At 49.1% G+C, this 24,960-nt stretch carries 25 protein-coding genes; 21 read left to right on the forward strand and 4 right to left on the reverse strand.

The window, feature by feature from the left end; all coding sequences use genetic code 11:
* The first annotated feature begins 288 nt into the window (after positions 1-288).
* Complete coding sequence (locus RC73_RS17995) at positions 289-789, forward strand: hypothetical protein (protein WP_177192607.1); 501 nt, start codon at positions 289-291, stop codon at positions 787-789.
* Positions 790-1,015: 226 nt separating this feature from the next.
* The gene (locus RC73_RS18000; protein WP_039035943.1) at positions 1,016-1,366 is read left to right on the forward strand and encodes a hypothetical protein; all 351 of its coding nucleotides are present in this window, start codon (positions 1,016-1,018) and stop codon (positions 1,364-1,366) included.
* Positions 1,367-1,535: 169 nt separating this feature from the next.
* Here RC73_RS18000 and RC73_RS18005 read toward each other — a convergent pair whose 3' ends face one another.
* Positions 1,536-2,387 (reverse strand): endonuclease/exonuclease/phosphatase family protein, encoded by an 852-nt coding sequence (locus RC73_RS18005; protein ID WP_039035944.1) that lies wholly within the window; start codon positions 2,385-2,387, stop codon positions 1,536-1,538.
* 148 nt (positions 2,388-2,535) lie between these two features.
* Between RC73_RS18005 and mioC the strand changes: the two genes are divergently transcribed.
* The 18 genes from mioC (at position 2,536) to glmS (ending at position 21,599) form a co-directional block, all read left to right on the forward strand.
* Positions 2,536-2,976 (forward strand): FMN-binding protein MioC, encoded by a 441-nt coding sequence (gene mioC / locus RC73_RS18010; protein WP_039035945.1) that lies wholly within the window; start codon positions 2,536-2,538, stop codon positions 2,974-2,976.
* Positions 2,977-3,426: 450 nt separating this feature from the next.
* Positions 3,427-5,316, forward strand: coding sequence for a tRNA uridine-5-carboxymethylaminomethyl(34) synthesis enzyme MnmG (mnmG, locus tag RC73_RS18015; RefSeq protein WP_039035946.1), 1,890 nt, complete (start codon positions 3,427-3,429; stop codon positions 5,314-5,316).
* Between the two features lie 100 nt (positions 5,317-5,416).
* The gene (gene rsmG / locus RC73_RS18020; RefSeq protein WP_039035947.1) at positions 5,417-6,040 is read left to right on the forward strand and encodes a 16S rRNA (guanine(527)-N(7))-methyltransferase RsmG; all 624 of its coding nucleotides are present in this window, start codon (positions 5,417-5,419) and stop codon (positions 6,038-6,040) included.
* A gap of 86 nt (positions 6,041-6,126) precedes the next feature.
* Positions 6,127-6,915, forward strand: coding sequence for a ParA family protein (locus RC73_RS18025; protein WP_039035962.1), 789 nt, complete (start codon positions 6,127-6,129; stop codon positions 6,913-6,915).
* Positions 6,916-6,925: 10 nt separating this feature from the next.
* The gene (locus RC73_RS18030; RefSeq protein WP_039035948.1) at positions 6,926-7,807 is read left to right on the forward strand and encodes a ParB/RepB/Spo0J family partition protein; all 882 of its coding nucleotides are present in this window, start codon (positions 6,926-6,928) and stop codon (positions 7,805-7,807) included.
* 225 nt (positions 7,808-8,032) lie between these two features.
* Positions 8,033-8,416: an ATP synthase subunit I gene (locus tag RC73_RS18035; RefSeq protein WP_039035949.1), complete on the forward strand. Its 384-nt coding sequence runs from the start codon at positions 8,033-8,035 to the stop codon at positions 8,414-8,416.
* 12 nt (positions 8,417-8,428) lie between these two features.
* On the forward strand, positions 8,429-9,223 hold the full coding sequence (atpB, locus tag RC73_RS18040) for a F0F1 ATP synthase subunit A (protein WP_039035950.1): 795 nt from the start codon (positions 8,429-8,431) through the stop codon (positions 9,221-9,223).
* A gap of 66 nt (positions 9,224-9,289) precedes the next feature.
* Positions 9,290-9,541, forward strand: a complete 252-nt coding sequence (atpE, locus tag RC73_RS18045; protein ID WP_025011729.1) for a F0F1 ATP synthase subunit C — start codon at positions 9,290-9,292, stop codon at positions 9,539-9,541.
* A 37-nt stretch (positions 9,542-9,578) separates the two neighbouring features.
* On the forward strand, positions 9,579-10,049 hold the full coding sequence (gene atpF / locus RC73_RS18050; RefSeq protein WP_028780952.1) for a F0F1 ATP synthase subunit B: 471 nt from the start codon (positions 9,579-9,581) through the stop codon (positions 10,047-10,049).
* Positions 10,050-10,064: 15 nt separating this feature from the next.
* Complete coding sequence (gene atpH / locus RC73_RS18055) at positions 10,065-10,598, forward strand: F0F1 ATP synthase subunit delta (RefSeq protein WP_039035951.1); 534 nt, start codon at positions 10,065-10,067, stop codon at positions 10,596-10,598.
* A gap of 14 nt (positions 10,599-10,612) precedes the next feature.
* Entirely contained in the window at positions 10,613-12,154 is a 1,542-nt protein-coding gene (gene atpA / locus RC73_RS18060) for a F0F1 ATP synthase subunit alpha (RefSeq protein WP_039035952.1), read from the forward strand.
* A gap of 50 nt (positions 12,155-12,204) precedes the next feature.
* On the forward strand, positions 12,205-13,065 hold the full coding sequence (gene atpG, locus RC73_RS18065) for a F0F1 ATP synthase subunit gamma (RefSeq protein WP_039035953.1): 861 nt from the start codon (positions 12,205-12,207) through the stop codon (positions 13,063-13,065).
* Between the two features lie 35 nt (positions 13,066-13,100).
* A complete protein-coding gene (gene atpD, locus RC73_RS18070; RefSeq protein WP_039035954.1) occupies positions 13,101-14,489 on the forward strand; it encodes a F0F1 ATP synthase subunit beta in 1,389 nt (462 codons plus the stop codon).
* A 36-nt stretch (positions 14,490-14,525) separates the two neighbouring features.
* Positions 14,526-14,954, forward strand: a complete 429-nt coding sequence (locus tag RC73_RS18075; protein ID WP_025011732.1) for a F0F1 ATP synthase subunit epsilon — start codon at positions 14,526-14,528, stop codon at positions 14,952-14,954.
* A 153-nt stretch (positions 14,955-15,107) separates the two neighbouring features.
* A complete protein-coding gene (gene glmU / locus RC73_RS18080) occupies positions 15,108-16,472 on the forward strand; it encodes a bifunctional UDP-N-acetylglucosamine diphosphorylase/glucosamine-1-phosphate N-acetyltransferase GlmU (RefSeq protein ID WP_039035963.1) in 1,365 nt (454 codons plus the stop codon).
* A 181-nt stretch (positions 16,473-16,653) separates the two neighbouring features.
* Complete coding sequence (locus RC73_RS18085) at positions 16,654-18,744, forward strand: TonB-dependent siderophore receptor (protein ID WP_039035955.1); 2,091 nt, start codon at positions 16,654-16,656, stop codon at positions 18,742-18,744.
* A gap of 230 nt (positions 18,745-18,974) precedes the next feature.
* Positions 18,975-19,745: a DeoR/GlpR family DNA-binding transcription regulator gene (locus RC73_RS18090; protein ID WP_039035956.1), complete on the forward strand. Its 771-nt coding sequence runs from the start codon at positions 18,975-18,977 to the stop codon at positions 19,743-19,745.
* A 24-nt stretch (positions 19,746-19,769) separates the two neighbouring features.
* A complete protein-coding gene (glmS, locus tag RC73_RS18095) occupies positions 19,770-21,599 on the forward strand; it encodes a glutamine--fructose-6-phosphate transaminase (isomerizing) (RefSeq protein WP_039035957.1) in 1,830 nt (609 codons plus the stop codon).
* Between the two features lie 57 nt (positions 21,600-21,656).
* Here glmS and RC73_RS18100 read toward each other — a convergent pair whose 3' ends face one another.
* The 3 genes from RC73_RS18100 to RC73_RS18110 all read right to left on the reverse strand — a co-directional run bounded on the left by RC73_RS18100 (position 21,657) and on the right by RC73_RS18110 (position 23,356).
* Positions 21,657-21,860: a DUF2061 domain-containing protein gene (locus tag RC73_RS18100; protein WP_039035958.1), complete on the reverse strand. Its 204-nt coding sequence runs from the start codon at positions 21,858-21,860 to the stop codon at positions 21,657-21,659.
* 132 nt (positions 21,861-21,992) lie between these two features.
* On the reverse strand, positions 21,993-22,895 hold the full coding sequence (locus RC73_RS18105) for a 1,4-dihydroxy-2-naphthoyl-CoA synthase (RefSeq protein WP_028780956.1): 903 nt from the start codon (positions 22,893-22,895) through the stop codon (positions 21,993-21,995).
* A 110-nt stretch (positions 22,896-23,005) separates the two neighbouring features.
* Positions 23,006-23,356, reverse strand: a complete 351-nt coding sequence (locus RC73_RS18110) for a hypothetical protein (RefSeq protein ID WP_039035959.1) — start codon at positions 23,354-23,356, stop codon at positions 23,006-23,008.
* A gap of 87 nt (positions 23,357-23,443) precedes the next feature.
* On the opposite strand from RC73_RS18110, the gene ccoG reads away from it, so the two are divergent.
* Positions 23,444-24,871 (forward strand): cytochrome c oxidase accessory protein CcoG, encoded by a 1,428-nt coding sequence (gene ccoG / locus RC73_RS18115; protein WP_039035960.1) that lies wholly within the window; start codon positions 23,444-23,446, stop codon positions 24,869-24,871.
* Positions 24,872-24,960 lie beyond the last annotated feature (89 nt).

Raw genomic sequence — 24,960 nt, forward strand, 5'->3', positions numbered from 1 at the left:
CACATCGATCTGTGATTTTTAACGTGACACAGAATTTTGAACACCCTCGCCAAGGCTGGTGGCTTGAACGCTTACAACGAGACTGCTTCAAAGGCCAGTACTCGTAAGTAACCAGCACAAGTAAGGATAAAGGCCATTGTTATAAATGGCCTATTCCTGTTTCTGGATAAATAACTTAGTCCTTCAGAGGGTTGTAGAATGTCATTTCGCTTGATGCCATCGTTTTCAAAGTCAACTTTCACCCGCGTCGCGCTCGGTGTGTTCCTTTTGGGAACTACCTCCATTTTGATGGCAGACGAGAGTGGCGAACCAGCGCAATTACTGATGGACAGGTTCCCCAAGCCCCATGAGATAGAGCTTGCGCGCCAAGGTGTGGCCGAGGCCAATATCAATAAGCCTTGGGAAAAATCTTGCCCCTATCGAGAGCTAACAGGCACTGCCGAGGCAGAGGACGAGTTTTTCTTTCGCTGCCAACGTTGGGACGACTGTGTGTCTGCGGGTGGTTCGGCCAGCATCTACAGCGAGGCGTTCTTCCAGAATCATCAACGACAACCTAAAGATCAGATACCTTGGGAGTCTTACAGGGATGGCAGCATATTTCTTCTCGAGCCATCCGATTTCGAGAGGATCACCGGTCACTTGAGACAGTATGCCCTGAAATCTGCAGAGGAAAATTGGCGCTTGTTTGAGGGACGGGATGCAGCTGCGGCAAGTGACTTAGTGGAGAAGAAATTCTGGCAATGGTGCTCTGCCGAACCTTTGACTTTGTGGAAGGCAGAATATCAGTAGCCGGCGTACCTACTCACACCCAAACAACAAATTTAATTTGAATAAAGGCTAAGAATTCAAGCATCGCCGTCGGCTATTCCATGCACTCGATATCGGAAGAGTTAACGGCGTGCGCCACTGAAGGACAGAAACCACGGTCAAGGATTGAGCCATGCAAGTGTTCTACCGCTACCTGTTATACAGAGTCGCTGCATAATGTCCTTAAATCCTCACCTCTGGCCTGAATATGGCCGATGTCGAGCGCCTGCTCGAACTATTTACCTTACTCGCAGTTGAAGGAAAAACATTGCTAATCATCAAGCATATTCTTGAGATGATAGCCAATGCCGACCACGTAATAGAAATGGGCCCGGGAGCCGGAAAACATGGCGGAAAGATAATCTATCAGGGCCCTCAGTTAGGAATGCTGACTTCCGCTACTTCGGTCACAGGTCCTTTTTTGGAGGAACCGGTGTCAGGGAAACATGAGTTACTTAGGGAAGGTGCGAATAAGTCCTCACGGTACTCTGGCTTACACAGCAATTGGCGTTCAAGGCATCTGACTGAAGGCATGCCGGGGCCTGTCAAAGTCGGATAACGCAGAGAGCCGGTTGCTGTGTAAGCCCCGAAGGGCGTGGCTTACAGGCCTGCCTGCTGTGTTGTGCTTCTTACAAAGGACTAACCATTTGCTGCGAACCACGCCTTGCATCCATGCCCGTAAGCCGACGCAGAGAACGCATGGGACTTGTTCGCACCTTCCTTATGGCCTAGTTCTCAGCAATCACAAAGCTGGCGACCATAGGATTGTGATCAGACACATCTGTTTCCGGCACATACAGCTCTTTGGGTTTCAATCCTCGATAAAAGAGATGATCCAAAGGATACCCCAGAACTCTCACCCTGTTATCCTCGCCAAAATGAGCCTCATTCAATCCCAAAGAGGAAGCAAAGGCGGCCAGCAGCATACTGCGTTCCTCACTCCAGGTATTGAAATCACCCGCCAGAATAATAGGCCCCATAACTCTTTCCTCAGCCAGGGCTTCAGTCAAAGACTTAAGTTGCTGCCGATATTCTTCGATACCGACACTGAAGTTAATTCCATGGACATTGACCACAGTCAATAATGAACCATCAGACAAAGGATATTCAGCGACCAAGGCCGTCTTGGGCAACCGCAACCAAGGCTCAAGAGTACGGTAGCCACAACTGCTCAAAGGAGCGCTGCGGGAGAGATTCATTACCCCAGCTGGGGTATCCAATACACTGAAAGCATTAGCGAAACGCCAAAACCACTGCGCAGTATTCAGATAAAGATACATGCCGGGATCCAAACTGGCTTCCTGCAACAGCACCAACTGCCTGCCAGTTGTAAAATCATCGAGACGAGAACGCCACTGGCCGTTTTGCTGCTTCTGAATATTCCAGATCAATACACCAAACTCACCATTATTATCCAGCGCCTTTGCCGTTGGCGTTTGAATACAGGCCGCGCCGGTATTGGAATCAACCCTGTCAGATTGCAGTTGAACATTTGCCGGTACAGTAAACAACCAATGCCATCCCCCGAGTATCACCAGCAAAGAAAGCAACGGGAAGATCAGCAACCACTTCAGTTTCATATCAGCCTCAAGCGCAGAAAGAGCCTACAACAGGATTAATGCAATAGTGCTCAAACTCAGGTTACCCAAGGCTGTCTGTCACCGCAAATTGGATTAATATGGGCCGATTAAATCAAGGCGCCAGGCGCTACATACAGAGAGGAATATCATGGCGAAAGTCGAAGTATTGGTCGGAACCACCTTGGGAGGAGCCGAATATGTCGCCGAAGAACTCATCAATAAGCTTGAACAAAACGGCCACCAGACAAACCTGTATTTGACCCCACAGTTGGATCAACTGGATCCCAAAGCCCTTTGGTTGATCGTTTCCTCCACCCATGGGGCCGGCGATCTTCCGGACAATTTGCAGCCCTTCTATCAGGAATTACTCCAGTCAAACCAAAATCTGCAGGACTGTCGGTATGCTTTATGTGCGATCGGCGACTCGAGTTACGACACTTTCTGCCAAGGCCCGGAAAAGCTGCTACACCAACTGAGCGCACTTGGCGCCCAATCCTATGTGGATAAGATCCAGATCGATGTTCAATACGATCCCGTACCGGAAGATCCAGCATTGGCGTGGCTTGATGGCTGGTTAGGCAAACTCTAAAACGTATTTAAAACTGAATAAGCTATCAAATACTCACAATTTAGATCTAACTTACCCACAATTTTGCTCAATAAAATATAACTCTGTGGATAATACTTTATTTTGATCTGATCAATCTTTGCATGAATCGGATCCTGAATGCATACCAGATCCTCCTTGTGGATAAGATCGCGATCTATCCCCAGCTTTAATGGAGATAGATCGCCAACTGATCACAGGATCGATTTGCGTTAACCTATTGTTTTTATGTAAATATAACCGTTACCCACAGAAAAGCCCGATCCTAATAGTAAACATAACAAGAAGATCTATATAAAGATCTTAAGATCTATAAGGCAGATCCCTTGCGATCCATCAGCATGAAATAGAGCATTCACCTGAATCGTTACAGGTGCTAAAATGATCGGCTGAAATTCCTTTTTCATCCCTTGCTCAGCCAAAGGTAAATCTATGCGTTTTCATGAACGGTTTGATGTAATTGTTGTAGGTGGTGGTCATGCCGGAACTGAAGCCGCATTGGCAGCTGCCAGAATGGGAGTTAACACCTTGCTCTTAACCCATAATATTGACACTTTGGGTCAGATGTCCTGTAACCCGGCTATCGGGGGTATAGGTAAAGGGCACTTGGTTAAAGAGATAGATGCCTTGGGTGGCGCCATGGCAACAGCAACTGATTGTGCCGGGATCCAATTCAGAACCCTGAATTCAAGTAAGGGACCTGCAGTAAGAGCTACCAGAGCCCAAGCAGATCGCGCCTTATATCGACAAAAGATCCAACAGATATTGCAAAACCAGCCCAACTTAAGGATCTTTCAACAAGCTGTTGACGATCTGGTTGTTGAAAACAACAGAGTCATTGGTGTTATTACCCAAATGGGACTGGCTTTTGAAGCTCCTGCTGTGGTGCTGACAGCCGGTACTTTCCTGGGAGGTAAGATCCATATTGGATTGGAAAATTACAGTGGTGGGCGTGCCGGTGATCCTCCAGCGATCGCTCTAGCTCATAGACTCAGAGAGTTACCTATTCGAGTTGGCCGTCTCAAAACGGGTACGCCGCCTCGTATCGATGCCCGCAGTGTCGACTTCGAGCAGATGACAGAACAGCAAGGAGATAATCCTCTTCCTGTGATGTCTTTTATCGGTGATGTGAACCAACATCCTCAGCAAATCTCTTGCTATATCACCCATACCAATGAAAAAACCCACGAGATAATTCGTGGCGGTTTGGACCGAAGCCCTATGTATTCTGGGGTTATCGAAGGAATAGGCCCGAGATACTGTCCGTCTATCGAAGACAAGATCCATCGCTTTGCCGATAAGAGTTCGCATCAGATCTTTATTGAACCTGAGGGACTCAATACCAATGAGTTATACCCCAACGGTATCTCAACCAGTTTGCCATTCGATGTGCAAATTGCTTTGGTCCGCTCGATCAAGGGGATGGAAAATGCTGAGATCATGCGCCCTGGCTATGCCATTGAATATGATTACTTTGATCCCAGAGATCTGAAAAATTCGCTGGAAACCAAAACCATAAATGGGTTGTTCTTTGCAGGTCAAATCAACGGCACCACAGGTTATGAAGAGGCAGGAGCTCAAGGCCTGTTGGCCGGCATGAACGCGGCTTTACAGGTGCAAGGTAAAGACGCTTGGGCACCTAGAAGGGATCAGGCTTATCTTGGCGTGCTGGTGGATGATTTGTCGACGTTAGGCACTAAAGAGCCCTATCGTATGTTTACCAGCCGCGCCGAATATCGCTTGCTGCTGCGCGAAGATAATGCCGATCTGCGCCTGACCGAGAAAGGCCGCGAGCTGGGTTTGGTTGACGATCAGCGCTGGGCCAAGTTCTCAGCCAAGGTTGAGGCGATAGAATCTGAGCTGCAACGTCTGCGCAGTCAATGGATCCATGTGAATTCCCCTCTGGTTGAAGCGCTGAATCCGCATCTCAATACTCCAATATCTCGCGAAGCTTCGTTTGAAGAGCTGCTACGGCGCCCTGAGTTGGACTATGACAAGCTTATGGGGATTGAAGGTTTCGGGCCGGGGCTCGAAGATCGTCAAGCGGCCGAACAGGTGCAGATCCAGGTTAAATATGCTGGTTATATTCAGCGCCAGCAGGAAGAGATCGCCAAAGCACAGCGTAACGAAAATACCGGATTGCCGCTGGAGCTTGATTACAATGAAGTGCCAGGCTTATCCAACGAAGTGATCGCCAAGCTCAATGCCCATAAACCAGAGACCATAGGCCAGGCCTCCAGGATCTCGGGGGTAACTCCGGCAGCCATCTCCATTTTGCTGGTGCATCTGAAAAAACGGGGATTACTGCGCCGAACGGCCTGATACAGTAAACCATTCCAGAGCCGGGGAAGCTGTAGATGCTTCCCTTGGCCGTTTTGGGGCCGCATAATAGCCCCGCAGTATTTTTCTGGGGAGAATACCCGTGCTTGCAGCACAGTTAAAAACATATCTGGCTGAGACAGGCCTCAATGCATCAGATGAACAGCAGCAACAGTTGCTTGGTTTTGTTGCCATGCTCAACAAATGGAATAAAGCCTATAACCTGACCTCGGTGCGCGAACCTGAGCAGATGCTCATCCGTCATATCATGGATAGCCTGGTCGTCTCTCCTCATCTCAAGGGACAGCGTTTTATCGACGTGGGCACAGGCCCTGGGTTGCCCGGTATCCCGCTGGCGATTTTGAATCCGGATAAAGAATTTGTATTGCTCGATAGCTTGGGCAAGCGGATCCGTTTTCAAAAACAGGTCCAGATTGAACTCAAATTGAAAAATATACAGTCGGTAGAGAGCCGGGTGGAAGCCTTTGAGGATCCGCAAGGGTTTGACGGCGTGCTAAGCCGCGCCTTTGCCTCAGTGGCAGACATGTTAAGCTGGTGTCAGCATTTGCTGGCGCAAAATGGGGTATTCTATGCCCTTAAAGGGCAACTGAACCCTGATGAGTTAACCGGGATCCCTGAGGGGTACAGTATCAGGGAATCCATTGAACTCAAGGTTCCAAAATTGGATGAACAGAGACATCTGCTGATCATAGCTCCCCAGGTTTGAATGCCTTGCAATTGGCTGGCGTATCAAGCAACTTGATGCAAACGGAACCGGGCATCAATAACAAAATTGACAGACAAGGTGACAGTGTGGCGAGAATTATTGCCGTAGCCAACCAGAAAGGTGGCGTTGGAAAAACAACAACTTGTGTTAATTTGGCTGCCTCTTTGGCGGCAACCAAGCGGCGGGTGCTATTGATCGATCTGGATCCCCAGGGCAATGCCACCATGGGGAGTGGTGTTGACAAGTACGAAGTTGAAAACACCGCCTATGAGTTACTGGTGGAAGAAAAGAGTTTTGACGAAGTCGTCGTACGTAACACTGCCGGGAAATACGATCTCATTGCCGCCAACGGTGATGTGACTGCCGCCGAAATCAAATTGATGGAGTTCTTTGCCAGGGAGATTCGCCTGCGCAACGCTTTGGCAAAGGTGCAGGATGAATACGACTTTATCTTTATCGATTGTCCTCCCTCGCTGAATATGTTGACTGTGAACGCCATGTCGGCGGCCGACTCAGTACTGGTTCCCATGCAGTGTGAGTATTATGCCCTGGAAGGCTTGACTGCCCTGATGGATACCATTTCCAAGTTGGCGGCCATGGTTAACCCTAAACTCGGGATCGAGGGAATACTCAGAACCATGTACGATCCCCGCAACCGTCTGGCCAACGATGTTTCCGATCAACTGAAACAGCATTTCGGTGACAAGGTTTACCGCACTGTGATCCCAAGAAATATTCGCTTGGCCGAAGCGCCGAGTTTTGGCGCTCCGGCTATGTACTATGACAAGAGTAGCGCTGGGGCCAAGGCCTATCTGGCTTTAGCCGGCGAAATCATTCGTCGCTCAGAGCAGAATCAGCAAGCGAAACAGGCATAAAGGAATGAGCATGACACTGAAAAAACGGGGTCTGGGCAAGGGCCTGGACGCACTTTTGAGTACCAGCCATGCAGCGAGTAAGAAGCGTGATGATGCCGAGCAATCTAAAGTTGATGCCGGCGAAACCTTGCTGACTTTGGATGTGGATCTGCTGCAACCCGGTAAGTATCAACCCCGTAAAGATATGTCGCCGGAGGCGCTGGAAGAGCTGGCTGAATCTATCAAGGCTCAGGGCGTTATTCAGCCCATAGTGGTGCGTAAGATCAGTGATGACAAATATGAAATAATCGCCGGTGAACGTCGCTGGCGTGCGGCGCAGCTGGCCAAGTTGGACAAGGTGCCCTGTATAGTCAAGCAGGTTGCCGATGAGGCTGCTGTGGCTATCGCCCTGATAGAAAACATTCAGCGGGAAGATCTCAATGCTATGGAAGAAGCCATTGCGCTTAACCGTTTGATCGAAGAATTTGATCTTACTCACCAACAAATAGCTGATGCTGTGGGAAAATCACGGGCTACCGTTTCGAACTTGCTGCGACTCAATGGATTGAATGAACCGGTAAAGCGGTTACTGGAGTACGGTGATATTGAGATGGGTCATGCCCGAGCCTTGCTTGCCTTGCAAGGTGAGGAGCAAACTTCTGTTGCCCGATTGGTGGTAGCGAAGGAATTGACCGTTCGTGAAACAGAACGATTGGTTAATAAAGTCTTAAATCCTGCCAAAGAGGCCGAAAAGCCTGTAAAAGATACCGATGTTGCTCGTCTGGAGAGTCAGTTAATTGAGAGGCTAGGTGCAAAAGTTTCTATTTCCCACGGTAGTAAGGGAAAGGGAAAAATTGTAATTAACTATCAAAATCTGGCTGAATTAGACGGCATTCTTGCCAAAATCCATTAAAAAAACGTCGTTAACGCTTTTTAGTGTAAATTTGTGACGTTTGTTAATATTGCATTTATGCGAATTTGGGGCTGTATCACGTTAAAAGGTGAGGTTTTTACTTATCTCAAAGTTGCAAACAAGACTTGAAAAGGTATACTTTCGCAAGCTTTTTGTACCTCGACTCTATACGGATATTTGTAGTCCGGTCATCGAAACAAAAAGTAGGAATGCGGAGAAGAATAATTGAGTAAGGTTTTAGCGCGTCGTGGCCGTTGGTCAGCCTATAAATTGGTGATGATGCAGGCGGCGATAGCTGGGGGTGCTTCAATTATCTTCTTTGCCGTGTGGGGAGCCCAGTTTGGCTATTCTGCTCTGGCAGGAACTGCCATAGCTGTGCTCCCTAATTTTGTATTCGCTACCCTGGCTTTTTCCCATATGGGAGCAAGCTCTGCCGGTAAGGTCCTAAAAGGCTTTTACTGGGGGGAAGCGGTAAAGTTGCTGTTGACAATAGCGTTGTTTTCGCTGGTATTTATCAATTTAGAGGTCGCATTTATGCCCCTTTTTATTTGCTATGTACTGGCGTTGATAGTGCATTGGGCAGCTCCTTTGTACTTCAAGCAAAGTTAAGTGGGATGAATCATGGCTGCACCTGGTGAAACATTAACACCGCAGGGCTATATCCAGCATCACCTTACCAACCTTACCGTTGGTGAAGGTTTCTGGACATGGCACATTGATTCATTGCTCTTTTCGGTTGGTCTTGGCGTGCTGTTTCTGTGGTTGTTCCGCAGCGTTGGTAAAAAAGCAACCTCTGGCGTTCCCGGTAAGCTTCAATGCTTTATCGAGATGATCGTCGAGTTTGTCGACAACAGCGTTAAAGATACATTCCACGGTCGCAATGCTTTGATTGCACCTCTTGCTCTGACTATTTTTATGTGGGTATTCATGATGAACCTCATGGATATGGTGCCAGTTGACTGGATACCACATACTGCCGCTTTGGCCGGTGTGCCTTATCTGAAGATAGTACCGACTACTGACCTTAACATCACTTTCAGCCTCGCGTTGGGCGTGTTTGTGCTGATTATTTACTACAGCATCAAGGTCAAAGGTGTGTCAGGATTTGCGAAAGAACTGACGCTACAGCCCTTCAACCATTGGGCAATGATACCCGTCAACTTCCTGCTCGAAACTGTTACCTTGATAGCTAAACCTATTTCATTGGGGCTACGTCTTTTTGGTAACTTGTATGCAGGTGAGTTGATCTTCATCCTTATTGCGCTGATGTATGGTACCAACTTGGCGATTGCCGCTCTGGGTGTGACTTTGCAACTGGGCTGGCTGATCTTCCATATTCTGGTTATCACGCTGCAAGCGTTTATTTTCATGATGCTGACTATTGTTTATCTAAGCATGGCTCATGAAGATCATTAAGGACTGCTGAAGAAATTTTTTAAACTAAATCATCAACCAACACAGATTTAGATACTGGAGATACAGATGGAAACGATTCTGGGCTTTACTGCAATTGCTGTTGCTCTGCTCATTGGTTTGGGTGCACTGGGTACCGCTATCGGTTTCGGCCTTTTGGGTGGTAAGTTCCTGGAAGGCGCTGCGCGTCAGCCAGAAATGGCTCCTATGCTGCAAGTTAAGATGTTCATTGTAGCGGGTCTGCTCGACGCCGTGACCATGATCGGTGTAGGTATTGCACTTTACATGCTGTTTACTAACCCACTGGGTGCAATGCTGTAATAAACGCTTCTGTCTTAACTCTAAATAGGAGGCTGTTGTGAATATCAACGCTACCCTAATCGGTCAGACGGTCGCCTTTATTATCTTCGTGTGGTTCTGCATGAAGTTTGTATGGCCCCCTTTGATGAATGCCATCGAAGCGCGCCAGAAAAGGATTGCTGATGGTCTTGCTGACGCTGACCGTGCAGCAAAAGACCTGGAGTTGGCTCAAGCGAAAGCGACTGACCAACTGAAAGACGCCAAGGCTACAGCCAACGAAATCATTGAGTCTGCCAACAAGCGCAAGGCTCAGATTATTGATGAAGCCAAAGCTGAAGCAGACGCTGAGCGTGCGAAAATCATTGCTCAGGGTAAAGCAGAAATTGAAGCTGAACGTAATCGCGTGAAAGAGGAACTGCGTAAGCAGGTTGCGACTCTTGCCATCACTGGTGCAGAGAAGATCCTCGAGCGTTCGATTGATGAAGCCGCCCAAAGCGACATAGTTAATAAACTAGTTGCTGAAATTTGATAAGGGAGTTGAGTTATGGCTGAGTTAACCACCATTGCTCGCCCTTACGCTAAGGCAGCTTTTGACTTTGCTGTTGAACATCAAGCAGTAGAAAACTGGGCAGAAATGCTCGATTTCGCGGCAATGGTGAGTGAAAACGAATCCATGAAGCCACTGCTGGCTGGATCTATGTCCAGCAATAAGCTAGCTGCACTCTTTATCAATATCTGTGGCGAGCAAATTGATGAGCACGGTCAAAATCTGATCAAGGTAATGGCTGAAAACGGTCGCTTGGAGGTACTGTCTGCTGTATCTCAGCTCTATGCTGAGTTTCGCCACGAATGGGCTAAGGAAATCGAAGCCAACGTGGTATCTGCTACTGAGCTTAGCTCTGAGCAGCAACAGCAGATCAGTGTTTCTTTAGAGAAACGTCTCGCACGCAAAGTTAAGCTGAATTGCAGCGTCGATGCCGAGCTTATCGCCGGTATTATTATCAAGGCAGGGGATCTGGTGATAGATGGATCCGTCCGCGGCAAATTAAACCGCCTGTCTGATAAGCTGCAGTCGTAATTGGGAGTTTGAGCATGCAACTGAATTCCACTGAAATCAGCGATCTGATTAAGCAGCGGATCGAGCAGTTCGAAGTCGTCAGTGAAGCCCGCAACGAAGGTACTATCGTTTCGGTCAGTGACGGCATCATCCGCATTCACGGCCTGGCCGATGTAATGCAGGGTGAGATGATCGAACTGCCTGGCAACCGTTATGCAATCGCGTTGAACCTTGAACGTGATTCTGTAGGTGCCGTAGTTATGGGTCCTTATGCCGGTTTGGCTGAGGGCGTAAAAGTTAAAACCACTGGCCGTATTCTGGAAGTTCCAGTAGGTCGTGGTCTACTGGGACGTGTTGTTAACACTCTGGGTGAGCCAATCGACGGTAAAGGACCAATCGACAACGATGGTTTTGCACCTGTTGAAATGATTGCTCCTGGTGTTATTGAGCGTCAATCCGTATCTCAACCGGTACAAACCGGTTATAAGGCGGTTGATGCCATGATCCCTATCGGTCGCGGTCAGCGTGAGCTGATCATCGGTGACCGTCAAACTGGTAAAACTGCGATGGCTATTGACGCCATCATCAACCAGAAAGATTCCGGCATCAAGTGTGTGTACGTTGCAGTAGGCCAGAAGGCTTCTACTATTGCCAACGTAGTACGCAAGCTGGAAGAGCACGGTGCTCTGGCCAACACTATTGTTGTGGTTGCTACTGCTTCTGAAGCGGCTGCCCTGCAATACCTGGCACCATACTCTGGTTGTACCATGGGTGAATATTTCCGTGACCGCGGTGAAGATGCACTGATCGTTTACGATGACCTGTCCAAGCAGGCTGTTGCTTATCGTCAGATCTCACTGTTGCTGAAGCGTCCACCAGGCCGTGAAGCTTACCCAGGTGACGTATTCTATCTACACTCTCGTCTGCTGGAACGTGCTTCCCGCGTGAACGAAGAGTACGTTGAGAAGTTCACCAATGGCGAAGTAAAAGGCAAGACTGGTTCTTTGACCGCTCTGCCAATTATTGAAACCCAGGCAGGTGACGTATCTGCGTTCGTACCGACCAACGTAATTTCTATTACCGATGGTCAGATCTTCCTTGAAACCGACCTGTTCAACTCTGGCCTGCGTCCAGCGGTTAACCCAGGTATCTCTGTTTCTCGTGTAGGTGGTGCGGCTCAGACCAAGATCATCAAGAAACTGTCCGGCGGTATCCGTACTGCTCTGGCACAGTATCGAGAGCTTGCTGCGTTCTCACAGTTTGCGTCTGACCTTGACGATGCAACTCGTGCCCAGCTGGAGCACGGTGAGCGTGTAACCGAACTGATGAAGCAAAAGCAATACGCTCCTATGAGCGTAGCTGACCAAGCTGTATCTATTTTTGCAGCTGAAAAAGGCTACCTGAAAGGTATTGAGCTGAAGAAGATCGGTGACTTCGAAGCCGCTCTGCTCTCTTTCATGAACGGCGAGCATGCTGAGCTGATGAAGCTGATCAACGATAGCGGTGATTACAATGCCGAAATCGAAGCTGAGCTGAAGGCTGGTCTCGACAAGTTCGTGGCAACCCAAACCTGGTAAATACATGCGAGGTGTCATAAGGCACCTCAGGTCCAGATTGGAGAGTAGAGATGGCCGGCGCTAAAGAGATTAAAACCAAGATCGCGAGTGTGAAAAACACTCAGAAGATCACGTCCGCCATGGAAATGGTGGCAGCCAGCAAAATGCGCAAGGCGCAGGATCGCATGGCTGCAAGCCGTCCATATGCGGAGAGCATGCGTAAGGTGATCGGTCACGTCGCTCAGGGTTCTCTGGAGTACAAACACCCCTACCTGGAGGTGAGAGAACCCAAGCGGGTTGGTTACATAGTAGTGGCAACCGACCGTGGCCTTTGTGGTGGTCTGAACGTCAACCTTTTCAAGAAGGTTGTCGCAGACGTGAAAAGCTGGAAAGAGCAAGGTGCGGAAGTTGAATTCTGCCCTATCGGTGCTCGCAGTGTTCAGTTTTTCAAAAGCTTTGGTGGCAAGGTGCAGGCCCATGCTTCAGGTTTAGGTGATGCTCCCAAGCTCGCTGACCTGATTGGTACTGTGCGGGTAATGCTCCAGGCTTACAACGAAGGCAAGCTGGATCGTCTGTATGTGGTATTCAACAAGTTTGTTAATACCATGACGCAGACTCCTGTGATCGAGCAGCTGCTACCTTTGCCTAAATCAGACGAAGATGACGTAGCGCATCGCTGGGACTACATCTATGAGCCAGATCCAAAGGTCTTGTTGGACAAGCTTTTGGTTCGTTATGTGGAGTCTCAGGTGTATCAGGGTGTCGTTGAAAACATTGCTTCCGAGCAGGCTGCCCGTATGGTGGCCATGAAGGCAGCAACAGACAACGCCGGCACGCTGATCGATGATCTGCAACTGGTATACAACAAGGCCCGTCAGGCGGCGATTACGCAAGAACTGTCGGAAATTGTGTCAGGTGCAGCCGCGGTTTAGGCTGGGTAACGAATACAAGTTTTAGAGGATTAATCATGAGCACAGGTACTGTTGTCCAAGTGATTGGCGCGGTTGTGGACGTTGAGTTTCCACAAGATACCGTACCTCAGGTATATGACGCTCTGAAGATCACAGGCGAAGGCGCCTGTAAAGGCTTGGTGCTGGAAGTTCAGCAACAGCTGGGTGGTGGTGTAGTTCGTACCATCGCCATGGGTTCTTCCGATGGTCTGCGTCGTGGTATCGAGGTAGAAAACTCTGGTTCACCAATTTCCGTTCCGGTTGGGGCTGCGACCCTTGGCCGTATCATGAACGTTCTGGGTGAACCTGTGGATGAAGCGGGCGCTATCGGTGAAGATGAGCGTTATATCATCCACCGTGATGCTCCTTCTTATGAAGAGCAATCTAACACCACTGAATTGTTGGAAACCGGCATTAAGGTTATTGACCTGGTATGTCCGTTCGCCAAGGGTGGTAAAGTAGGTCTGTTCGGTGGTGCGGGTGTTGGTAAGACAGTTAACATGATGGAACTGATCAACAACATCGCTAAAGCCCACTCAGGTCTGTCCGTATTCGCCGGTGTAGGTGAGCGTACCCGTGAAGGTAACGACTTCTACTACGAGATGAAAGACTCAGGCGTACTGGACAAGGTAGCCATGGTGTACGGTCAGATGAACGAGCCACCAGGTAACCGTCTGCGTGTTGCTCTGACCGGTCTGACTATGGCCGAGAAGTTCCGTGACGAAGGTCGTGACGTACTGTTGTTCGTTGACAACATCTACCGTTACACCCTGGCTGGTACCGAAGTATCGGCACTGTTGGGTCGTATGCCTTCTGCTGTGGGTTATCAGCCAACACTGGCTGAAGAGATGGGTGTTCTGCAAGAACGTATTACTTCTACCAAAGTGGGTTCTATCACTTCGGTACAAGCGGTATACGTACCTGCGGATGACTTGACTGACCCAAGCCCAGCAACCACCTTCGCTCACTTGGATGCGACCGTGGTACTGTCTCGTCAAATCGCTTCTCTGGGTATCTACCCAGCGGTTGACCCACTGGATTCCACCTCTCGTCAGCTGGATCCACAGGTTGTTGGCCAAGAGCACTATGACGTGGCAAACGGTGTACAGACAGTTCTGCAGCGTTACAAAGAGCTGAAAGACATCATCGCTATTCTGGGTATGGACGAGTTGTCAGATGACGACAAGATGACAGTATCCCGCGCCCGTAAGATCGAGCGTTTCCTGTCTCAGCCATTCCACGTAGCTGAAGTCTTTACCGGTTCTCCAGGTAAGTACGTGCCCCTGAAAGACACCATCCGTGGCTTCAAGGGAATTCTGGACGGTGAGTTCGACCACCTGCCAGAGCAAGCGTTCTACATGGTTGGTTCTATCGACGAAGCCGTTGAGAAAGCCAACAAGAAATAACTAGGCAATATTGCATAGTTTGGTAAGGAGAACGGGATGGCAGCCATGACAGTACAGCTTGATATCGTCAGTGCAGAGAGCAAAATCTTCTCAGGCCTTGTTGCCCATTTACAGGTAACTGGTTCTGAGGGTGAACTGGGTATTATGCCCGGCCACACTCCGCTGCTGACCAATATCAAACCTGGCATGGCGCGCATCGTCAAACAAAATGGTCAGGAAGAGGTGTTTTACCTTTCAGGTGGTTTACTGGAAGTTCAACCCAACTCCGTGTCCGTATTGGCTGATGTTGTAATGCGTGCCGATGAGATTGACGAGCAGGCTGCAGTAGAAGCCAAGCGTCGTGCAGAAGCCCATATGGCCGATGCCGGTGCTGACTTCGATTATGCTGCGGCAGCAATTGAACTGGCTAAAGCCGTGGCTCAGTTGCGGGTCGTTGAGACCATCAAGAAGAACATTGCCAGATAACAGCACTGCTGAAAAAAGGCGCCTCAGGGCGCCTTTTTTGTGTCTGTTATTCCTATTGTCCAAGCAGGTTTGCAAGCTTCCAAGCTGCCTGAGCGCTGCATTTTTACCGCGATTCCGGTACACTTGCGCCAGCCCAAAGAAAAGGAATCTCTCATGTCATTGAATGTTGTTATTCTCGCCGCCGGGAAAGGGACCCGGATGCGTTCTGATCTACCCAAAGTTCTGCATAAGGTCGCCCATAAACCCATGGTGCAGCATGTGATTGATACGGCTCATTCACTAAATGCCGACAAAATCAATCTGGTTTATGGTTATGGCGGCGATAAGCTGATGACGGAACTGGGCGAGCAACCGCTTAACTTTGTGCTGCAGGCTGAACAGCTGGGAACAGGGCACGCGGTAGCCCAGGCGATTCCCCATATAGATGACAATGACACTGTATTGGTGCTCTATGGCGACGTTCCCCTCACCCGTAAGGAAACACTGGAAGCCTTGCTTGCTGCCAGGCAAAACGATGGCGTAGCCGTACTGACAGTGCATCTGGATGACCCAAGCGGCTATGGCCGTATGGTGCGCGAGCATGGCAAGGTAGTTGGCATAGTCGAACAGAAAGATGCCTCTCCCGAGCAACTCAAGATTAATGAGATCAACAGCGGCATCATGGCATTGCCGGGCAAACAATTAAAAAACTGGCTTGGGCGCTTGGAAAACAACAATGCTCAGGGCGAGTACTATCTTACCGATGTGATCGCCATGGCGCACGCCGATGGGGTGGCCATAGACACGGCTCATCCTGTTAATTCCATTGAGACCGAAGGCGCCAACAACAGAGTGCAGTTAGCGGCGTTGGAACGTGCTTATCAGCAGCGCTGTGCAGAAGCCTTGATGCTGGATGGGGCTAACCTAAGGGATCCGGCACGCATTGATGTTCGCGGTGAAGTGACAGTCGGCATGGATGTGATGATCGACGTCAATGTGATCTTCGAAGGTAAAGTGGTGCTGGGTAATAATGTGACTGTGGGTGCCGGCGCTATCCTTATTGATTGTGAGATAGCCGATAACGCCGAGATTAAGCCTTACAGCATAGTCGAGGGCGCCAAGTTGGGTGATGGCGCCAGTGCCGGCCCGTTTGCTCGTCTGCGTCAGGGCGCTGAACTTAAGCAGGATGCCCATATAGGCAATTTTGTTGAAATGAAGAAAGCCATACTCGGTGTTGGCTCCAAGGCTGGACATCTGGCTTACCTCGGAGATGCACGCATTGGCCAAGGGGTAAATATAGGTGCAGGTACCATTACCTGTAACTATGATGGCGCCAATAAACATCTGACCGTTATTGAAGATGAGGTGTTTGTCGGTAGTGACACCCAGTTGGTTGCTCCTGTCACCATAGGTAAAGGAGCGACTCTGGGAGCCGGTTCCACTGTAACCCGTGATGTCGGCGCCGATGAGTTGGTTATCACCCGAGTTAAACAGAAACATATCAAGGGTTGGAAGCGTCCACAAAAGCAAAAGAAATAATTCCTCTAATTGAAAGCACCCACTCGGGTGCTTTCAATCTCACAAACCCGTCAATGGGTTTGAAGTCAATCATATTTAATTGTAAATATCTGTAAAGAAACTTAAATACTAATCCTTCTCATTTATATTTGCTGGCAAAAATAGAACTGATTGCCGGTCCGGCATAGAGAATGAGGTGATTATGAGGTTTAAGTTTTCCTGTGTAGGTATGGCTGTGGTGGCCGCTATATCTTCAATGCCACTGGCGGCAGAGCAAGTGCCAGAAGACATTGAGCGTATCAGTGTTACCGGTCGTAGCTTCAATGATTATAAGACTGGCGTCGCCTCTGGCGCGATGCGTGGTGATATTAATCTGATGGATACACCTCAATCCGTTACCGTTATCCCCGACTTTGTTACTGATGAACAGCTGGCAACCAACCTGGCTGAAGTATTGGTGAATGACTCAAGCGTGACCAGTGGCAGTGAAAAATGGAATCGCCAGGTATTTAATATTCGTGGCTTTGAGTTGGACTCTGGTTCTGGGTACCTGATCAATGGTCAGCAGCAGTGGTCGCACTATGTGCAACCTATTGAAACTCTGCAGCAGGTAGAAGTGCTTAAGGGCCCCTCCAGTATGCTCTACGGCCAGTCAGGCCCTGGTGGCTTGATCAATATGGTGACCAAGAAGCCGACCTACGACACACTGTTTAACCTGGGATTTGATACCGATGATAACGGCTCTACCCGCTTTCAACTGGATGCCGGTGGTAGTCTAAACGAAGCTCAGACTATCCGTTATCGCACTGTGCTGGTTAAGCAGGATACCCAGTATTGGCGTGAATATCAGAATGGTGAAAATCAGGAAAGAGATCGTTGGTTGGGCTACCTGAATCTGGAGTTTGATATTACCGATGATCTTTTGCTGTCACTGAAATATGACCGTACCCAAGATAAAACCGGAATAGACCGTGGCGGTTGGTTGAACAGCAAGGGTGAGCTCATTGGTGGTCGGGATATTATCTGGGATATGCCATGGGCGTTTACTGACAATACCATCGAAAACTTAGGGGCCGAACTCACTTACTTTATCAGCGACAACTGGAAAGTGAAGGCCGGCTATAATGATCAGCAGTTCAACCGCCAAAGGTTGGACTCTCTTCCAAGTTTGATCAAAGGTTCTGAGGATCCATTTACTGATGGCTACACTGTGAGTCCATTCGATCGTTATGATGATTGGCAACATAAAACAGGATTCATTGATATTACCGGTAACTTCAGTACCGGTGTTTTGGAACATCAGTTCCTGATCGGTGCCAATATGTTGGACTACTACTATGGGCAGTTGCGCGAAAAAGGCGAAAGTGTTTCTGTTATGCCTGGCCAGCCCATCGCAAATCCAGGTTTGGACTATCATAACGATACTTCACTCAGTGAAAGCGACTATAAGCACTATGGTTTCTATATTCAGGACCTGGTTACTATCAATGAACAGTGGAAACTGTTGGCCGGTGTTCGTTATGACGAACAAAAGAAAGATGGTGCCGGGAACAACAGTTATGCCGTTTCACCTAAATTTGGGGTGATCTATTCGCCGATGGATAACGGCAGTATCTATGTCAATTACTCAAAGAGCTTCAGTCCCCAAGGGAGCGTTAATGATCCTAATGATGTTAATGACAAGATGAATCTGGATCCTGAATATGGGGAACAGTATGAAATAGGCACCAAGTGGGAACTGTTCGATGGTGGGTTATTACTGACAGGCGCCGTGTTTGATATAACCGTCTCCAATGTTACCGTGACTCAAGAATTAGGGGCTGGTGAATCAATAACAACTCAGAGTGGTGAACAGCGTCATAAAGGGTTTGAGATGGGCGCTCAGGGACGACTCAGTGATAAGTGGTTTATGACAGGTTCCATGATGTATCTGGATGCAGAGTATGATCGCCCTGCAGAAGATAGTCTCAATGGTAAAACGCCGATAGATGCGCCTGAGTGGTCGGCCAATATCTGGACCCGTTATGAGATGACAGAAGCGTTGGCTCTGAATTTTGGTGCTGTCTATGTCGGTGAACGCTTTGCCGATAAAGAGAACATGATCACCAAAGATGGTTATGTACGTTTTGACCTGGGCGCTGCCTACACTATGGATGTGATGGGAACAGATGTCAGCGTAAGGGTTAACATGAAGAATCTGTTTGATAAAGAATATCTTGCCGGCGGTACCAATACAGATGTGACTGTTGGTGAAGGTCGTCATGTGAGCCTGGCGCTGGAAGCCAAGTTTTAATCGCCAATAGATAACATGCCAACAGCAATGCCGGCCACTCCAGTGGCTGGCATTTTTTATGGATGAAATCTAATGCTTTCGGCTTCTTCGGGCGCGCCCAGGCTCGGGCTGGCTTTAAGGCATGCCTGTATATCGGCTGAACTACTAACGAGCTTTTTTCACTCAGCAATTGCGTTTAGGTTTCGAAGTTATATAATTCGCCTTTCGAATCGAAACTTATTCAATCTGGAATGACCAAACGCAACACCCAACAAAGGCGTCACGCCATAGTTACCCTGCTGCAGCAGCAGGGTGAAGTCAGTGTCGATGCCTTGGCGCTGAAGTTTGAAACTTCGGAAGTGACCATACGTAAAGACTTGGCAGCCCTGGAGAAAACCGGTTTGCTGCTGCGTCGTTATGGTGGTGCCGTCGTTGTTCCTCAAGAGATAACCCAGACCTTGTCTGAACCGCCTTCCCGCAATAAGTTGGCCATAGCTCAGGCCGCTGCCGGGCTTATCAAAGATCATAATCGCATCATCATAGATTGTGGCAGCACCACTTTGGGACTTATTCCTGAGCTTAACGATAAGCGCGGGCTGGTGGTCATGACCAATTCCCTGCAGTTGGCCAATGCGATACATGAATTGGAAAACGAGCCCACACTCTTGATGACGGGGGGCACCTGGGACCCCCACTCCGAATCTTTTCAAGGACAGGTGGCTGAGCAAGTACTGCGTTCCTACAACTTTGACCAGCTTTTTATCGGCGCCGATGGCATTGACTTACAGCGAGGCACCACCACTTTCAATGAGTTGATTGGGCTGAGCCGGGTGATGGCGGAAGTTTCCCGGGATGTAGTGGTGCTGCTCGAATCGGAAAAGGTGGGCCGCAGAATTCCTAATCTTGAGTTGCCCTGGGAGTTGGTCACTACCCTGGTGACAGATAATAGGCTGCCAGATGCAGCCGCTGAAAGTATTTCAAATCAAGGGGTAAAGCTGATCTTGGCCCCTTTTACAGCGTAAACTTTAAACTAAGCGGATATTGATATGTGTGGAATTGTTGGCGCAGTAGCGCAAAGGGATGTTGCTGAAATCTTGATCGAGGGACTGAAACGCCTGGAATATCGTGGCTATGATTCGGCCGGTGTGGCTGTCATTCACCAAGGTGAACTGACCCGTACCCGCAGAGTTGGCAAGGTGCAGGAGTTGGCCGATGCCTTGCAAACTGCTCCTTTGGCCGGTGGTACCGGCATCGCCCATACCCGCTGGGCGACCCATGGTGAGCCCAGTGAGCGCAACGCGCATCCACATCAATCCGGCAGTGACATAGCCGTGGTGCACAACGGGATTATTGAAAATCACGCTAAGTTGCGGGAGATGCTCAAGGGCTTAGGCTATCAGTTCAACTCAGATACAGATACAGAAGTCATTTGTCATCTGGTCGACCATGAGCTCAAGTCTGCCCCCGGCTTGCTGGCGGCGGTACAAGCCACAGTCAAACAACTGGAAGGTGCCTATGGCACTGTGGTCATCGACCGCCGCGACCCTGAACGGCTGGTGGTCGCCCGCAGTGGCAGCCCATTGGTAATAGGCTTTGGCCTGGGAGAAAACTTCGTCGCCTCGGATCAACTGGCACTGCTGCCGGTGACCCGTATTTTTGCCTTTCTGGAAGAGGGCGATGTTGCCGAAGTGACTCGCCGTGAGGTTCATATCTATGATCTTGACGGAAACCCGGTAGTGCGTGAAAAGAAAGAATCTGAAATCACTCATGATGCCGGTGACAAGGGCGAGTATCGTCACTATATGCTTAAAGAGATCTATGAGCAGCCAATGGCGCTGGCCCGTACTCTCGAAGGCCGAATAGCCCAGCAGCAGGTGCTGGATACAGCCTTTGGTGATAATGCTGCCGAGCTTCTCAAAGAGATCAAACATGTACAGATCATTGCCTGTGGTACCAGTTACCATGCCGGTATGGCGGCACGTTATTGGCTGGAAGATTGGGCCGGTGTTTCCTGTAATGTGGAAATTGCTTCTGAATTCCGCTACCGCAAGTCGCATCTGTTCCCCAACAGCCTGTTGGTCACCATTTCTCAATCCGGTGAAACGGCCGATACCCTGGCGGCAATGCGTTTGGCCAAAGAGATGGGGTACAAGGCAACCTTGACCATATGTAACGCCCCCGGATCCTCGCTGGTTCGCGAGTCCGATATGGCATATATGATGAAAGCCGGTGCCGAGATAGGTGTGGCTTCCACCAAGGCCTTTACCGTGCAGTTGGCCGGTTTGTTGATGCTGACGGCGGCACTGGGACGTTATAACAGCATGAGTGTGGAAATGCAGGCGGCAATCGCCCAGAGTTTGCAGTCTATGCCGGCTAAAGTGGAGCAGGCTCTGGGGTTGGATGACGCCATAGCTGAGTTGGCTGAAGACTTTGCCGATAAGAGTCATGCCTTGTTCCTGGGACGTGGCGATCAGTATCCCATTGCGATGGAAGGCGCGCTGAAGCTGAAGGAGATTTCCTATATTCATGCCGAAGCTTATGCATCCGGAGAGCTGAAACATGGACCATTGGCGCTGATCGATGCCGACATGCCTGTGATAGTGGTTGCACCCAATAATGAACTGCTTGAAAAGCTTAAGTCCAATGTGGAAGAAGTGCGTGCCCGTGGTGGTTTGATGTATGTGTTTGCTGATGTTGATGCTGAATTTGCATCCGATGACACCATGAAGGTAATTCCTGTGCCACATTGTGATGAGTTTATGGCACCGCTTATTTACACTATTCCGCTGCAGTTGCTGTCATACCATGTTGCCCTGATCAAAGGGACTGATGTGGATCAGCCAAGAAACTTGGCCAAGTCGGTTACTGTAGAGTAATTGGCCGGAATCAAGCGCAAGCCTGAAAGTGTTGCCACTAATCGCCTGAGTGTATGCTCAGGCGATTAATTGCGTTAGCCGCTGCTGCTTTTTTGCTTCGTATCTCTTCCAGACCTTTTCGTGGAAGTAGAAAACAACAGTGTTGATGCTGGGTTCTATCAGGGCCACGGCACCACCTATAAGCGCACTGCCGGTAAGCAGGTAAGTGATGGTAAAGGCTACGCTGAAGTGCAGTATGGCAAAGGTCATTGTCTTAATCATGGTGGTTCTCCTCTCTCGATAATTTAATGATAATAATTCTCATTAATAATTAAAAGGGGGTTTAACAGATTAATTTGACCGTTTTTATCTATTAAAAAGGCCGCTTATGCGGCCTTTAGTAGTCTAAGGCTATCAGTAATGCCAAGGGAAGCTGGAAAAGTCCTGATCGCGTTTTTCAAGAAACGCGTCTCGGCCTTCCTGGGCCTCGGCTGTGCCATAGGCTAAACGGGTCGCTTCACCGGCAAACAGTTGCTGGCCAACCAAACCATCATCAGGCAGGTTAAAGCCATATTTGAGCATGCGCATTGCGGTTGGGGACTTGGAGTTGATCTCCTTGGCCCAGCGCAGAGCTTCGGTTTCAAGTTCTGCATGAGGAACCGAACGGTTAACCATGCCCATGGCAAAGGCTTCATCGGCACTGTAGTTAAAGCCACAGAAAAATATTTCTCTTGCCCGCTTCTGACCTATCATCTTCGCCAGATAAGCGCTGCCATAGCCAGAATCAAAGCTGGCTACATCCGGGTCTGTCTGTTTGAAAACGGCGTGTTCTTTCGATGCCAGTGTCAGATCGCACACTACATGCAGGCTGTGACCGCCACCAACCGCCCAACCGGGAACTACGGCTATGACGACCTTGGGCATAAAGCGGATCAAGCGCTGTACTTCGAGAATGTGCAGGCGGCCCATGCGAGCCAAATCGGCCTTGCCGGCTTCCTCACCTTCATATTTGTAGCCGTCTTTGCCGCGAATACGCTGATCGCCACCGGAGGAGAAGGAATATTGCCCTTTGGCTGATGGGCCATTACCTGTTAACAGCACACAACCTACATCAGACCATTGCCGGGCGTGGTCCAGAGCTATGTAAAGTTCATCAACTGTCTTGGGACGAAAAGCGTTCAGACAGTCGGGACGGTTAATGGCAATTCGCACCGTACCTTGAGATTTGGCTCTGTGGTAAGTGATGTCTTCAAAAGCGAACCCGGCAACCTCTTCCCACAATTCAGGTTCAAAAGTATCGGAAACAAAAGATGTCATAACAAACAGCCCCTATATTGATAATGGCTCAAAGGCTAGGTGGATTGGCGTGGGAGGTCAATGATTTCAGGTGCGGGTTTTGCAACAGTCGACAAAACCCGGTGCTTTATTCAGAGGTTATCGCAGATGAACAACAGGTTATCTTTGCTGAAAACCGGATGAGATATGACATTGCCACGACAATACTCGTCCTTGAAGTCCATTAAAGTCTCTGGCGAGGTCAGTATGCCGTCCAACTCCTGCAACTCTGAAGCTGACAAACGCTCGGCAATATCGGCCTTGAGGCGGGCCTTTTTCTGATCGAGGCGAATGATCTGTGTGCCCGTCATGGCATCCAGCTTGCGTTCAATTTTCTTTACTAATGCTTCGGTTTGGGCAATAGGCTCATCGAGCTTATCTGTCTGAGTGACCAAGTAATAAAGCACTCCGGCCAATATTGCCAAAATAATCCAGCCTTTCATCATTTAGTCCAACTAAGGTTAATAACCCTTGTGTTACAAGGTATAATACGCCAGTTTTTATACAATAAGCAGTAAAAGGCTGTAAAGATGAGTGAAGAGTCGAGCAATAAGGATTATTCGAAAGCCAATCGAATCAAGATTCACCAGCCTGATGCGAGTAAAGCAGACCGCTTTAATCCTCGCAACCGAATTTACGTTCGTGCGGTTGATGGTCTATGGAGTTCGTTAAGGCGGCGGATGGGATGGATAGCTATGCTGTTTTTCCTGATTTTGCCCTGGCTTCCCTGGGGAGATAGGCAGGCAGTCTGGTTTAACCTGGCAGAGCAGAAGTTTCATGTATTCGGCCTGACTATCTGGCCTCAGGATCTGACGTTGCTGGCAGCCTTGTTTATGATTGCTGCCTTCGCACTGTTTTTTGTCACTACCTACCTGGGAAGGGTCTGGTGCGGTTACACCTGCCCGCAGACAGTGTGGACCTTCATCTTTATCTGGTTTGAAGAAAAGCTCGAAGGGGCACGCAACAAAAGGATGAAGTTGGATCAGATGCCCTGGAGTTTTGACAAGCTCTGGCGCAAAACGGCCAAGCATACTGCTTGGTTGCTGATTTCCCTGCTGACGGCCATGACATTTGTGTCTTACTTTGTGCCCTCCAGAGAAGTATACCTCGAGGTGTTTACCTTACAGGCCAGCGGCGCCGTGTACTTTTGGGTTATTCTCTTCACTTTGGCAACCTATGGTAATGCCGGCTGGATGCGGGAAATCATGTGTATTCACATGTGTCCCTATGCGCGTTTCCAGGCGGCCATGTTCGATAAGAACACTTATATTGTTGGCTATGACACCAAGCGTGGTGAAACTCGCGGCCCCCGTTCCCGTAAGGCAGATCCCAAAGCTCTGGGGCTGGGCGACTGTATCGATTGCGATCTCTGTGTTCAGGTTTGTCCGACAGGGATTGATATCCGTAATGGCCTGCAGTACGAATGTATCAACTGCGGCGCCTGTATCGATGCCTGCGACTCCACCATGGAACGTATGGGATATGCCAAAGGCCTTATCAGTTACACCACGGAAAACAAACTGGAAGGGATCAAGGAAAAAGTGCTGCGTCCCAAGCTGGTGGGCTATGGTGTTGTGCTTACTGCGATGATTTTGGTGTTCATTTACGCCAGTGCCAATATCGCCCCTGTGCGCATCGATATCATTCGTGACCGGAATCAGCTCTATACCGAGAATACTCAGGGGATGACAGAGAATACCTTCACTTTGAAGATATTGAACAAAACAGAAACGGCCCACGAGTACCAGATGCACATTGATGGGTTAAATAACTATAAGTGGTACGGTCCACAAACAGTGCAGATTGCGGCCGGTGAAGTATTGACGCTGCCAATCAGTGTGGCGGTCGACCCTGTGGAGCTGAAACGTCCCATTACCAAGATAGACTTTATTGTCACAACCGAAGTCAATGGTGAGACGGTTGAAGCCAAACAGGAGTCCCGTTTCTTCGGGCCTTAAGCTTTAGTAAACGACGCTAGATAGATAAAAAGGGGCGTGAGCCTAATGCCGTTCACTTAGTGTGAACGGCATTTTTCTTAGGCTTAATG

It is taken from the genome of Shewanella sp. ECSMB14102, assembly GCF_000813075.1.
Taxonomy (GTDB): Bacteria; Pseudomonadota; Gammaproteobacteria; order Enterobacterales; family Shewanellaceae; genus Shewanella; species Shewanella indica.